Below are 13,508 nucleotides of genomic sequence, written 5' to 3' on the forward strand. Positions count from 1 at the left end.
ACACTCTCACCGATTGCACGGTTGCAGCTGACGGAAGCCTTCGATGGGAGGAGTGCATTCGCCTGCTGGAAGGCAGATGGCCCAACGAATGGCGCCACGGCCTGCTCTCTTCCGAACTGTTCCCACATTTGAGACGACCGTAGCGCGTCTGACTGGACCGGATCTTTTACTTTTACAAACACACGTCCAAACCATCTTTACAAGCTCAGTGTCCAAGGTTGCCATTCACGCACGTTGGCACCGTCAACTTGCTCTCCCTGGGAAGAGGCCTTCATTATTACGGAGGGCCCGTCAACGCCTGCCGCGCCGCAGCCATCGAGTAACCCGCCAACGAAATCACTGGGAAGGGAAAGGCCATCGGCGCCTGGTCCGGCGCGGCCGATCTGCGAAGCCGCTCAAGACGCGCGGGCGCGAAACTCACCCGCCGCGTCCAACCTCGAAGCCCAATGTCGCGCCACCGGCGGGCAAGAGACGTACTACCGGCTTCAGCTGAAGCAAGGCGGAAAGTACCTTGACGCGGTGAACTGTTCAGACCAGGTGGCGGTGAATGCCGGCTCGACATACGCGGCTGGTGCCTGCCAGCTGTGGCGTTTTGTGCCCGCGGGCGATGGTTGGAACCGGCTTCAGCTGAAGCAAGGCGGAAAGTACCTTGACGCGGTGAACTGTTCAGACCAGGTGGCGCTGAATGCCGGCTCGACGTATGCGGCTGGTGCCTGCCAGCTGTGGCGTTTTGTGCCCGCGGGCGATGGTTGGAACCGGCTCCAGCTGAAACAAGGCGGAAAGTACCTTGACGCCTCGTACTGTTCAGACCAGGTGGCGCTGAATGCCGGCTCGACATACGCGGCAGGTGCCTGCCAATTGTGGCGGTTGACCAGCGAAATTCGCTGACTCTGGATTTCCCACGAAACGGGACAAGGGCAACGCACCATGTTCGCGGCGATTGGAGGTGGTGCGGACGCCGACATCGAATCGGGCGGGTGGATGGGTGAGGGCACCAGGGGAACGTGGACCGCAACGAAGGGCGCAGAGTGAGCCTGCCCCGCTCATTCTCGCGCAGCCCCGGCCCCTGGTCTGTCCCCCCGCTCGGCGGAGAGTTCTTCCAGCAATGTCCGCGCCTCCGTGAGGTCGACCGAGTCCTCGTCCGCTTCGAACCGGGTGAGGACCCGCGTCAGGAGCCTCGGGGCCACCTCGGGCTGTCCCGTGTCCCGCAGCAGCCGGCCCAGGCTCACCGTCGCGCGCAGCTCGAAGAGGAGCGCCTCCTGCTCACGGGCGACGGTGATGGCGCGCGAGAAGTCGTCCCGCGCCTCGCGCTCCTGCCCCCCCGCGTGCAGCAGCTCTCCGCGCAGGCGGTACAGCTCGGCCTCCATATTGTGCTCTCCTGTCTCTCGCGCCTCGCTCAGTGCCTCGTCTACCGCGACCAGGCCCTCGCGGAGCTGACCCAGCCGCAAGTGGGCTCCCGCGAGTACGCAGAGGAAGTTGGGCAGCCTGGAGCGGATTCCCGAGCGCCGCCAGCGAGCGAGCTCCTGGTGGATGAGCGCCAGTCCCTCGCGCGGCTGCCCCAGCTCGGCCAGGACCCAGCCCTGGAGGACTCTCGCCCACGTCAGCCACCCCTCGTGGCTGCGTCCGCTGCAGATGGCGATGGTCTCATCCGAGAACCGAGAGGCCTGCTGGACCTCCCGACGGAGCTGGCAGGCCAGGGCCGTGTTCGTCAGGACGAGGGCCGTGGTGGGTGGATGGTCGATTCGCCGGAGCTGCTCCAGCGCCTCCCGGCTGTATCGCCGGGCCTGCTCCAGCCGCCCCGAGATGGAAAGGATGGACGCGGCGACGGCCAGGAGCCCCGCTGGATGAACCGCCAACGGCGCATCCCAATCCCGCGCGAGGTCGGAGCGCACGCAGGCCAGCGCGAGCTCGCTGGACTCCAGCGCGAGCCGGAATCGTCCCTGGTCGGTGAAGGTGGCCGCTCTCATCTGGTAGCCCATGGCGAGCAACTCCTGGTTCTTCTGGCGCTCTCCCAGACGCACCACCCGCTCGGCCAACTCTCGGCAGAGGTGATGCTCCGCCCGCATGGAGTAGTAGGTGGAGAGGCTCCAGATGCACAACTCCACCTGGGGGGGGAACTCGTCCATCCGCCGCAGCAGCTCCAACGCCCGGGCATAGGTCCGCGCCGCCTCCGGTGAGTTGTAGCCCCGCACATGCACCAGGGCGAGGCCCCGGGCCGCAAACACCGTCAACTCCTCGCCCGCGTCCCGTTCGGCCTCTGGCAGCTTGCCCACCAGTTCCTGGGCCCGGGTGAGGTGTGCCAGCGCTTCCGGGTTGGCCAGGCGCTGGATGTCGCGTACACCGGCCTGGCACCAGTAAGGGATTGCCAGTGCGAGCTCTCCTGCCTCCGTATGGTGGTGCGCGAGCACCTCGGGCCTCGCCTTCACCACGGCGGGAAAGCGCTCCTCCAGCACCCGAGCGATGTGCTGGTGCCGCCGCCGCCGCTCGTCACGCGGCAGGGATTGGTACGCCGCCTCCTGGAAGAGCGCGTGCCGGAACTGGTAGTCGGGCTCGTCCGACCCCTCCTGCTCCTCCAGCAGCAGCCCCGCATCCACCAGCCCCCCGAGCTCGCGTCGCAGGTCGGTCTCCTCGCGTCCCGTGACGGTCGCGAGCAGGGCCAATGAGAACTCCCGCCCCACCACCGCACCGGCCTGGGCCAGCGTCTTCCGCCCCGAGGGAAGCATGTCCAACCTCGCCAGCAACAGCTCGTGCAGGGTGACCGGGATGGAGTCCACCGTACCTCCCTCCAACACCAGACGCGTCATCTCCTCGATGAAGAGCGGAATGCCATCCGTCTTCTCCGCCAACGCGCGCACCGTCTGCTCCGGAAGGGGCGTACCGTGGGCCGCCTCCTTCACCAGGGCCGTCGCGAGCCCGTCCGGTAGGCGCTCCAGAGTGAGCTGGTGGAGCCAGGGGCGGGAGGGCCAGGCTGGCTGGAACTCGGGACGGGCGCTGAGGACGACGAGGATGCGCGCGCCCTCGACGCGCTCCAGCACGTGGCCGAGCAGCTCGAGCCAGGAGGAGTCCGCCCAGTGCAGGTCCTCGACGGCGAGGAGCACCGGGCGCTGCCTCGCCACACACAGGAGCAGGTCTCTCAGGGCCTCGTATGTCTTCTCCATCCGGCGCGCGGGCGTGAGCCGGTACACCGGAGCGCCTTCTGGAACAGGGAGCGCGAGGAGCAACCCCAGGAGCTGGATGTTCTCCCTGGGCTGGTCCATTGCTCCCAGTCGCGCCTCCAACTCCTCCAGGTGCTGCTGGGGCGAGCCCCCTGGAGAGAACTGGAAGGGGCGCCGGAGTCCCTCGGCAATGGGAGGGAGCGCGCTGGCGCCAGGACTGGACCAGCACTGGAATCGCAAGCGGAGGGCTGTCTCCGGGGGGACCCGCTCGCGCAGCTCCTGGAGGAGGCGGGACTTGCCGAGACCGGCCTCGCCGCGCAGCAGGACGAAGGCACCTCGTCCCTCCCTCGCCGCGTCCCAGAGCTCCATGAGCCGCCGCAACTCGGGCTCCCGCCCCACCAGCGGCGTGAGTCCGCCGGCCACCAGCGTCCGGTCGAACCGGACCCGCACCTCCCGCTCGCGCAGCACGCGGTGGACGTCCAGGGGGGTCGGCCCCATCAGGCCCGTGAAGGTTCGAGCGCCGAGGGACTCCGTCTCGAAGGCCCCGCGCGCCTGCCTCCACGTCGCCTCTCCGACGAGCACCTCCCCGGGCCCGGCCTGACTCGCGAGCCATGACACCACCCGCGGCGCCTCCCCCTGCATGGCGCGTGTGTCCAGGACCATCCGGTCCGTGTGCAGGCCCACCTTCGTGCCCAGTCCAGCGAGGGAGAGGTGCGGCAGCTTCCGCTGGAGCAACTCCGGCACGGCGTGGGCCAGGTGCAGCGCCGCGCGCACCGCACGCTCCGCATCGTCCTCCCGCACCTGGGGGCAGCCGAAGCAGGCGAACACCTCGCCGCCCATGGCCAGGTTGACGCTGCCGCCGTGCCATCGGATGACCTCGTCACACTCCTGGTGGAAGCCCACCTCCAGGTCTCCCAGGTCCTCGGCATCCAGCCGCCCCGCGAGCCCGGAGAGGCCCGTGAGCTGGCAGGAGAGCAGCACCAACCGCCGGCGCTGCCGCGTCACCGGACCCGACTCGTCGAAGCCAGGTCGGGCGAGGCGTGCCCGCAGCTCGTGCAGCTCCTGCCGCAGCTCGCGGGCCGTGGGGAAGCGCCGGGCCGGGTCCTTGGCCAGTGCGGTGGCCAGGAGGGACTCCACCTCCGATGGTACTTCCGGGTTGCGCGCGCGAACCGGAGGCATCGCCTCCTCGGACGTCACCCGCTCGCGCAGCTCCAGGAGTGTGGCGAGCGGGAAGGGCAGCTCCCCGGTGAGCATCTCGTAGAGCACCACACCGGCCGCCCACACATCCGTCCGCGCGTCCTGGAGTCCGGCCCGCCATTGCTCCGGCGCCATGTACCCCGGCGTCCCCGCCCCGGGCAGGAGGGGGACACGCCGGTCGCTGGACGCCAGGAGGTGCGACAGGCCGAAGTCCAACAGCTTCACCGTCCCCGTCGGGGTGAGGAAGACATTGGCCGGCTTGAGGTCTCGGTGGACGAGGCCGCGCTCGTGGGCGTGCGCCAGCCCCGTGGCGAGGCCCTCCAGCACCTCCAGCGCGTGCCTCACCTCCAGCCGTCCCCGTTTCAGCAGCGCCGAGAGCGGCTCCCCCTCCAGGCACTCCATCACCAGGAAGGGCAGGCCCGGCTCGTCGGGGCTGCTCCGCCACTCGGACACGTCGAAGATGCGGACGATGTTCTCATGGTCCAGCCGGGCGACGGCCCGGGCCTCCCGCAGCGCTTCCGCCTCGAAGCCCGAGCGTGGCAGGAGGAACTTGAGGGCCACTTCTCGTTGGAGGGTCTCGTCCCCGGCGCGAAAGACCTGGCCCATTCCCCCACCGCCCATCCACGCGAGGATGTGATACCTGCGACCATCCGGTCCCCCAAGCCGTGCTCCAGGGAGCGGGAGGCCATGCAACGGCTCGGACTGACGCAACTCCAGCAGGAGGGAGTCCTCGAAGTCCGAGGCCCTCGAGAAGGCCTCACCCCCACTCGCGGGCTGTCCGTCGTGTTCGCCCTCCTGCGTGGCATCCCTGCTCATCCTGCCTCCCGGCGACGTCGCTGTTCCTTCGAGCAGCGGTCCTCAGAAAAGGTAGGCGCCAGGAAGTGAGGGATACGACGGGGTGGGATGTGACGCCCGGGGCGGAGGCCCTCAGGCAAGGGCTCGGTCCTAGAGCGCACCGCCACGCACCCGGCGGTGGAAGCGCCGACGCGGCCAGGAAGCCGTTGCTGAAGCCCCCGCGGAAGATGCTCGTGTAGTCCTGCTCAGCAGCCCGGCTTGATCAGACGCCTACGTCACATCTGTCAATCATTTGCCGCTCTGCTCCCACCCGCTGTCCTTCACCGCCTAATCCTGCTCACTGTCGGCGGGAGCGGCGATCGCGTGACGCTCGAGCAACCGCCGCAGTTGGGTGCGGTGCATTCCGAGCGCCCGGGCCGTGGCGGCCACATTGCCCCCGTTCTGCCGCAGAGCTTCCTCGATGCGCGTCCGCTCCTCGTCATCGAGCGGCTTCGCCCGCGATGATGCCTCCCGCGGAGGCTCCCGGTGCTCCGGCGGCGGAGAATGCGGGGCGGGCGGAGGCGCTGATGCCCCGGAGCCGAACGCGGTGCCGGCATTCGGGCTCAGATGCCGAGCCTCCACGCGCGGGGCCTCCTGCATGAGCGCCGCCTGGATGGCGCTGCGGGCCTCGACCAGGAGCTCGCGCACATTGCCCGGCCAGGGCCGCAGCAGACACGCCTCCACGAAGGAGAGGTGCAGCGTCAGCGTGGGGGCCACCTGCCGCACCTCGCGTTGGAGCAACAGGGCGATCTCCTCGGGGCGCTGACGCAGGGGCGGCAGCGACACCTCTGGCCGGCCGATGCGGAAATACAGGTCCTCCCTCAGCTTCCCGGCCGCCACCAGTGCGCGCAGATCCCTATTGCTCGCGGAGCAGATGTGGATGTCCACCGTCTTTGGCTTCGCCGCTCCGAGGGAGAGGACCTCCTTCGTCTCCAGCGCCCGCAGCAGCTTGGCCTGCACTGCCAGGTCCAGCTCCACCACTTCATCGAGGAAGAGCGTCCCCCCGTCCGCCGACTGGAGATAGCCCGGCGCATCGGCATCGGCACCCGAGTAGGCGCCGCGCTTGGCGCCGAAGAGGAGCCGCTCGGCGATGCTCTGGGGAATCGCCGCGCAGTTGACCGCCACGAAGGGCCCCGAGCTCCGCGGCCCATTCTCGTGGAACGCGCGTGCCACGCCCTCCTTGCCCGTGCCGCTCTCCCCGTGGATGTGCAGCGGGAAGCCGAGCCGGGCCGCGCGTGCGACCTCATCGAGCAGCGCCTGGAGGGCCGGGCCCCGCACGAAGCTCCCCTGCGTCACGACCCCGTGCTGCTCCAGGGGATTCACATCCGCGCAGGGCACGAAGAGCGAGTCCCCCATGCGGATGACCCGCTGCGCCTCGCGAGGCGTGTTGGCGGGCACGGGCTCCCCATCCACGAAGGTGCCGTTCTGGCTGCCCAGGTCAGTGACGAGAAAGCGCCGCCCATCGAATTGGATCCGCGCATGGCGGCGGGACATCCGGGGATCCTGCGCCTCGCCCAGCGCGGGGGAGCCCCGTCCCAGCTCCAGCTCTCCACCCTTGAGCGGCAGGGCCACGGCCATCGCGGTGCCCGCAGCGAACAGACGCATCAAACCCGGGACACGTGACACGGCAGCGTTCTTGTCACCCAGGATTCCGCTCGGCTTGAGGGTCGACCCGTCCTGTTCCATGCGCGGGCATTATAGGCAGGTGTGCCAGGCACAGCTTGTTGTGCCTGCACCTGTGCCATCCGCTGTGCCACGTCGCGGGCCTCTGGGCTCGCCTGGCGCGCGATGTGCCCGTGATTCCTTGGCACTCTCACGATTCGAGAAGCTCTCTACCGGTGCCATGGCGCTTTGACCTCATGGCATGGCTTTGGCTAAGCGGACGGGCAAGCAGTCATCGCGGCGGCACAGGCGGGCCCGGCCGGGGGGAACCCGCCTGTGTCGCCAGCACGAGGGGGTAGAGCAACATGGATACGACGAAGACACATGGAGCGGACACCCGCGAGGTCAGCGGGAAGATGTCGGTATGGCTCGTTTGCATGGCCCTGGTGACGGTGGCCAGCGGGTGCGGCGGGTGCCAGCAAATGATTCGGGAGCCCTTCCCGATGGATCCCACCGGTTCGATCTCGACCTGCCCCGGTGGGCCCACCTGCGGCATCTCGAAGGCCCTGATGGAGGAGGTCGAGGAGCCCGATTGCCCCACCGGTAACTGTGACCCGGGAGGCAGTGGCAATGCCCGGGGCATCTACACCATCGAGGGCGGTAACTACTGCTTCGTGGCCATGGGGCAGCAGCACTTCTGCCCGGAAGCGTTCATCAACACGCCCCAGGGGGTCATGCTCGACGTCCGGTATCTGACCCAATCTGGCGTCATCAGGACGCAGGTCCAGGGCAGGCTCGAGGCCAACACCCAGCGCGTGGATGTGCTCGCCATCACCAGCGATCGGACCGAGCTCGCCATCAAGTACCGGGTTCAGGGGGAGCAGGAGGTGAAGGTCGCGAAGGGCGACGACCTGAGCAAGCTGATCCTCCGCCTCGATACCATGCCGATGAGGAGTGGAGGTACGGGCGTGCCCATCCTGTATGAGCTGCGGTTCACCGCCTACAAGCCGCCGGGGCGGGAGGCGACGACGGACAAGGTGCATCGCTACAAGCTCGAGTACCGGGATGTCCGAGCGGATACCGAGTGGGCCCAGCACTGTGAGAAGGATGGTCTGGGGGCTGTCGTCTCCTTCCTCCAGGGTGAGCGGGTCAGTGGTGTGAACGCCAGCGTCAAGCTCGACCCCAACGTGACCACCATGGGCTGCGAGAAGGGCTCCATCGTCACCTGTCTGGCCTGGGGCTACACGCCCTGGGAGCCCAGCACGGGCGTGAGGGACGAGACGCGCGACTACGTCTTCCGCTCCTGCCTGCAGGCGAAGCGAGCCGCCTATTTCGTCGGCAAGGGGAACACCAAGAGCTACACGCAGTCAGGCACGACGATCTTCAAGTGGGACCAGTACGCGTACGGCGATGGGAACGCGGTCGAGCGTGTCGAGGCGCTCTGGAGCCCGCAGGGCGCGGTGTGCATCAACAAGGAGAACGTTCGCAAACTGGAGGCCTGGGGACAGCCGCAGGATCCCAAGATGCTGAACACCTACGGTGTGGGGCCGTGCACGTCCAAGGACTTCACCGTCGAGGGGAAGCTCTTCACCGGTATCCGTCCCGAGGCGCTAGCGAAGCCCTGAGCCGTCGGCTCCAGCAGAGGAGCGCAGTGTCTTCGCCTCGTGCAGCGGTGCCTCATACTCCCGCTGCAACAGAGGGTTGAGCTCGAGGGCTCGGGCGAGGGCGGCCTGGGCCTGGCGGACGGTGTCGAGGCGCTCCGTCGCTTCGCGCATCGTCCGCGCCCGGCTCAGGAGGAGTCCTCCGTGCAGGGCATGGGCGTTCGCCAGATTCGGGTTGAGCCGGAGCGCCAGGTCCACCTGCGTCAGGCCCTCGGCAATGGAGGAGAGCGCCTTGCCCGGCGGTTGAGCCTCCGCCAGTTGAAGGTGGACCTGAGCCAGTTGCTGGTGGGTCTCGTAATAGGGATACATCTCCACGGCACGCCGGGCCTCGGTGAGCGCTTGTTGGAGGTGGGGCAGCTCCGGGCGTCCCTGCCGTTTTGCCCACGCCGCCTCCAACAAGGCCATCCGCGCACTCACGAGTCGGCACTCGACCCAACCGGAGTCCAGGCGGTGCGCTTCTGACAGGGCGCGCCGAGCAGCCTCGAAAGCGGCCGTGGGCTCCCGGCCATCTCGCATCGCGTGGTCCACTTCCAGGAGGTGGCCCATGGCGCGGTAGAGCGGGGTCCGCCCGAAGGTGGCGTTGATGGCCGCGGAGCGCTCGAGGTGCTGGAACGCCTGAGCCAAACGCGGGCGCGGGTCACCGCCGCTGTCAACGAGGTAGCGCGCGAGCTTCAGCTCCGCGTGGGCCACCTGGTTCAGCGCCAGGACGTAGTTGCCGTCGAGGGAGAGGGCTCGCTGGCCCGCCTGGAGCGCCTTGTCCACGTCCGCCTGGGGGTTGAGCCCGCGCGAGAGCTCGTATGAGGCCCGGTGGCTGTACACGTCGATCAGGTTCATGTGCGCGAAGAGGTAGGCCGGATCGCTTCGCGCCGCCTGAAGCAGGTGATGCTCGGCTTGAGCGAAGGACTCGCGCGGATCCCCGCCGTGCTCCCACTGATGGCTGCCCTTCCAGCGATAGACCTGGGCCAGGTCATTGTGCCCCCACGGGTACTCGGGCTGGAGCTCCAGTGCCCGGGTCAGCCAGGAGATGGCCTCGTCCCAGGAGGCGTCGGGAGCCGCGCCGTCCCGGGCCAACCGGAGCGCGCGCATGAAGTGGCTGTAGCCCAGCATGTCGTAGGCATACACGTCACGCGGGTCCAGCTTCACGGCGCGCGCGGCGGTGGCGGTCCACTCGGTGAGGATCGGCTCCGGGTCCAGGCCGCCCTTCTCGAAGTTCATCAGCCGGTACCACTGCATGAGGACCTGGGCCTTCTTGGTGTATCCCGAGGCGTGTCCCGGGGCTGCGAGGAGGCCCTTGTCACCCGCCGCCAGTGCCTGCTCCAGCGAGGCCTTGCGCGATTTTCCCTGACGCGAGTCGATTACCGACTGTTGCAGCCAGGCCTCCGCGAGGGCCTCGTAGTTGCGCGCATCGCTTCGGCCGGACTCGATGGCCTGCGCATACAAGCGGTCCGCCTCCGCGAGACCGGCGCGTGCTTCGTCGTACTCGCCCCGTTCCAGGTGCTCCATGGCGCGCGTGTAGGCCACGTCTCCGGCGAGCGTCCGCGCCTCGTACACCCAGGGAGTCTCCGCCGCGGCCTGGGCCGCGAGCCGCGCCGCCGCGTCGTAATCCCGGCGGTAGAAGGCGATGAGTCCCTCGAGGTAGCGGGGTGACTCCAGTTCCAGGTCCCTGCTGCGCTCGAGCGACTGGAGCGCCGGTTCCAGGTACTGCTTCTCCAGGACACGCTGACGCTCGGCCACCCATTCCTTGCCACCGCTGTTTCGCGCGTCCTCCAGGGCCCGGTGGTACAGCTCGCCGAGTACACGGCCGCGTGCGTAGTGCAGCTCGGGGGTGTCGACGCCCTTCTCCTGGGCGCGCGTCAGCTCCTCGTGGGCCAGCTCCAGCTCGTGCATGGCCAGGTAGCCGCGCCCCAGGGCGTAATGCACGAGCCCCTCGCCGTGGCTGCCCAGCTCATGCGGCTGCGAGGCGATCCGCGCCATGCGCTCGCGGACGAGCTGCTGCTCGCGGGTGGTGTCGTGCAGGGGCAGGGTGTGGGCCGCGCGCAGGAACCATTCGATCTCCTTCACCTGCTGCCCGAGCTGTCCAGCCAGTCGTGCGCGCTCCTCGGAGCGTTGCCGGGTGCTGCGCGCCTCCAGCCACGAGCGCGCACCGAAGGCGGCGAGGACGAGGATGCTCGCGAGTGACACCACCGAGACGGCCACCAGGGTCCGGTGCTTCCGTGCCCGCCGCTGCAGCCGATAGAGCAGGCTCGGACGCTGCCCGAGGATGGGCTCGCCATCGATGTAGCGCCCGAGGTCCTCGGCCAGCGCCCGGGCGGAGGGGTAGCGCTGGTCCGGCTCCTTGCTCAGGCACTTGAGGGTGATGACCTCCAGGTCGCCCGGGAGCTGGGGCACGTGCGCGCGCGGGGAGGGCGGCTCCTCGTGGAGCACCTTCTGCAGCGTGCCCATGATCGAATCGCCGGTGAATGGCACCACGCCGGAGAGCAGCTCGTAGAGCGTCGCGCCCAGGCTGTAGACGTCCGAGCGGCGGTCGATGCTGCGGACCTCGCCGCGAGCCTGCTCCGGCGCCATGTACGAGGGCGTGCCCATCAGCGCCCCCGTCTGGGTGAGGCCGTGCCCCTGGCCGATGTCGTAGGCGAGGCCGAAGTCCATCACGACCGGGAAGCAGCGCCCGTCCTCGCCGCGCTCGACCATGATGTTGGAGGGCTTGAGGTCCCGGTGGATGACGCCGAGCCTGTGCGCCTCGTGGATGGCCTCGGCGACCTCCTTGAGCACCTGCACCTTCTCGGGCAGGGACATGCCCTGGGCCGCCTTGTCGAGCCGCTCACCACCGATGAGCTGCATGGCGATATAGGCCTTTCCGCCCACCTCGCCGACCTCGTACACCTTGCACACGTTCGGATGGTCGATGCGCGCCTGCGCGCGGGCCTCCTGGAGGAAGCGCATCACCTTGTCGGGGTCCGCCCCCCGGATGAACTTGAGCGCCACGACGCGGCCCAGGCGCCGGTCCCGCGCCTTGTAGACCTCACCCATTCCTCCGCTGCCCAGGGGCTCGAGGAACTCGTAGCGCTCCCAGTGGGGGACCGGGAACTCCTCGCCCGGCCTCGGGGCGGCCACGGGTATCGGGAGGTCCGCGGCCCGGGCCTCGCCCTCTCCCGGAAGCGTGCGGTCCAGAGCGGGGGGGGCGGTGAGTTCTGGCGCGAGCGTTGGTTCGAGTGTCGGCTCGTCCTTACCGGGGATCGACATGGGCAGAGAGGGGGGCTCCCCTGGCACAGTGGCACGTGCCCTCTTGTGCCTCAAGGGGGCGGCTGGAGAAGCGCCGCAGTAGCCGCCAGTTGGCGGCTTGGGAAGCGTCCGCCCAGCCCAGACCACAAAGTCATGCGTGCCTGCCTCGCGGGCTCTCCATGCACGTAAGGTCTCAAGGAACTCCCCCTCGCCGAAGTCAGGGTTGTCTCTTTCCCACTGCACATGCCTCCAGTTGCGGACGGAGTCACAGCAGAAAGAGTCATCAGCCCGGCCAGGGTTCCGCATCTCCCGTCACGGGAGCCCCAGCGGGCGCATCGGAGACGGGTAGGCGCAGCGTCACCGTGGTGCCTCGTCCCTCGTGGCTCGTCAGCACCACTTCCCCGCCGTGGGCCTCCACCACTCGACGCACGAAGGCCAGCCCCAGCCCGCTTCCCGTCGCCTTGGTGGTGTAGAAGTCGTCGAAGGCCCGCTCGCGCGTGCGCGCGTTCATGCCCTCGCCGGTGTCTTCCACGCTGAGCGCCACGCCCGTCCCGTCGAGCCTCGTCCGCAGCGTGAGCGTGCCTCCGCGCGGCATGGCCTCGAAGGCGTTGCGCACCAGGTTCTCCACCGCGTTGGCCAGCAGATCCCAATCCCCCATGCAGCGCGGCAGGTTCACCGCCAGCTCGCGTTGGATCTCCACCTCGGGGCGTCCAGTGAAGGCTTGTAGGGACAGCACGCTCGCCGCGAGCTGGTTCAGGTCCAGCGGCTGCCGCAGCGGCTCCACCCGGCCCAGGCGCTGGTAGGTGCTCACCACCCGGTCCAGCCGCTCCACCTGCTCCAGCAGCAGGTCCAGGAACTCGCCCTTGTCGTCCCAGGGCCGGCCCTGCGAGTGCTCCACCTTGAGGTACTGCGCGGCCCCCTTGAGCGCGGCGATGGGGTTCTTCAGGTCGTGCGCCATCTGCGCCGAGAAGCGGCCCAGGGTGGCCATCTGCTCCAGCCGCTCGCGCTGGGCCACGAATACGATGGCGCCCCGGCGCATGATGGCCAGCAGCGACAGGGTGATGGCCGCTGTCCCCACCACCAGCGCGCCGTACTGCGCGGCGAAGAGCCGGAAGATGGTGAGGTAGGCCAGCACGCCCATCAGCGCCAGCAGCAGCGCGTACGCCGCGTGGACGTTGGACAGCTCCTGGCCGAAGAGGCGCAGGCGCAGGGCCACCACGGCGATGGCCGGCAGTCCCAGCAGCGTGCCCAGGTTGCCCAGGCGTGGCACGTTCTGGCCCAGCACCACCACCAGGTCCGTGCCCAGCAGCGTCACCAGCAGCGCCAGCCCCGTGAGCATCAGGCCCGCCCGGGTGCGCTCGGTGGCTCGCACCTCGCGGCGCAGGTGCTGGGCGAGCAGGTGGAAGCCTCCGAGCAGCAGCGGCACGGTGAAGGCCAGCACCGTCAGGACGAAGCCCCGCGAGTTCACCGTCTCGCCCACGCGCGCCGAGGCCAGCCCCATCAGGGCCGTGGCCGCCAGCACGCCGAAGACGCCGTACGCGGAGAACATCACCGACGCCAGCCGGCGCCGCTCGCCCACGAAGGAGAGGATGAAGTGCAGCGCGGACGGAGCGCTCATCAGCGCCGCGGCGGCAGCCATGAAGCGCCAGCCCGGCCCGCCCGAGTGCGCCAGAGCGAAGTCGGCGAAGTTCCACGTGGACAGTGCGATGCACAGTACCGACAACGGCAGCGCCAGCACGCTGCGCCCCACGCGCGCCAGGGCCAGGACCGCCACCGCCAGCAGCCCCGCGCAGGCCCCGAGGCTGATCCACGCCTGGGTCATCATTCCCTCTCCGTTACC

The 13,508-nt window shown here is 69.1% G+C and carries 6 protein-coding genes; 2 read left to right on the plus strand and 4 right to left on the minus strand.

What is annotated here, in order from left to right; translation table 11 throughout:
* Nucleotides 1-234 precede the first annotated feature (234 nt).
* Entirely contained in the window at nt 235-888 is a 654-nt protein-coding gene (locus tag OV287_RS09400) for an RICIN domain-containing protein (RefSeq protein WP_267533661.1), read from the plus strand.
* A 155-nt stretch (nt 889-1,043) separates the two neighbouring features.
* Here the strand turns inward: OV287_RS09400 and OV287_RS09405 are convergent, their stop codons facing one another.
* Together OV287_RS09405 and OV287_RS09410 are read right to left on the minus strand one after the other, a co-directional pair.
* Entirely contained in the window at nt 1,044-5,168 is a 4,125-nt protein-coding gene (locus OV287_RS09405; RefSeq protein WP_267533662.1) for a protein kinase domain-containing protein, read from the minus strand.
* A 306-nt stretch (nt 5,169-5,474) separates the two neighbouring features.
* Nucleotides 5,475-6,791, minus strand: coding sequence for an FHA and sigma-54 interaction domain-containing protein (locus OV287_RS09410; protein WP_267533663.1), 1,317 nt, complete (start codon nt 6,789-6,791; stop codon nt 5,475-5,477).
* A gap of 362 nt (nt 6,792-7,153) precedes the next feature.
* On the opposite strand from OV287_RS09410, the gene OV287_RS09415 reads away from it, so the two are divergent.
* Entirely contained in the window at nt 7,154-8,413 is a 1,260-nt protein-coding gene (locus OV287_RS09415) for an ADYC domain-containing protein (RefSeq protein ID WP_267533664.1), read from the plus strand.
* Here the strand turns inward: OV287_RS09415 and OV287_RS09420 are convergent.
* Together OV287_RS09420 and OV287_RS09425 are read right to left on the minus strand one after the other, a co-directional pair.
* The gene (locus tag OV287_RS09420; RefSeq protein ID WP_267533665.1) at nt 8,399-11,689 is read right to left on the minus strand and encodes a serine/threonine-protein kinase; all 3,291 of its coding nucleotides are present in this window, start codon (nt 11,687-11,689) and stop codon (nt 8,399-8,401) included. The two genes, OV287_RS09415 and OV287_RS09420, sit on opposite strands and share 15 nt — an antisense overlap.
* A gap of 262 nt (nt 11,690-11,951) precedes the next feature.
* Entirely contained in the window at nt 11,952-13,493 is a 1,542-nt protein-coding gene (locus OV287_RS09425; protein ID WP_267533666.1) for a two-component system sensor histidine kinase NtrB, read from the minus strand.
* Between the last annotated feature and the right edge of the window lie 15 nt (nt 13,494-13,508).

Source organism: Archangium lansingense, from assembly GCF_026626635.1.
GTDB classification, from domain to species: domain Bacteria; phylum Myxococcota; class Myxococcia; order Myxococcales; family Myxococcaceae; genus Archangium; species Archangium lansingense.

Bases quoted from the DNA above. Each gene is read 5' to 3' on its own strand.
- OV287_RS09405 (WP_267533662.1), bottom strand. From the start codon at position 5,168: ATGAGCAGGGATGCCACGCAGGAGGGCGAACACGACGGACAGCCCGCG.
- OV287_RS09410 (WP_267533663.1), bottom strand. From the start codon at position 6,791: ATGCGTCTGTTCGCTGCGGGCACCGCGATGGCCGTGGCCCTGCCGCTC.
- OV287_RS09425 (WP_267533666.1), bottom strand. From the start codon at position 13,493: ATGATGACCCAGGCGTGGATCAGCCTCGGGGCCTGCGCGGGGCTGCTG.
- OV287_RS09420 (WP_267533665.1), bottom strand. From the start codon at position 11,689: ATGTCGATCCCCGGTAAGGACGAGCCGACACTCGAACCAACGCTCGCG.
- OV287_RS09415 (WP_267533664.1), top strand. From the start codon at position 7,154: ATGGATACGACGAAGACACATGGAGCGGACACCCGCGAGGTCAGCGGG.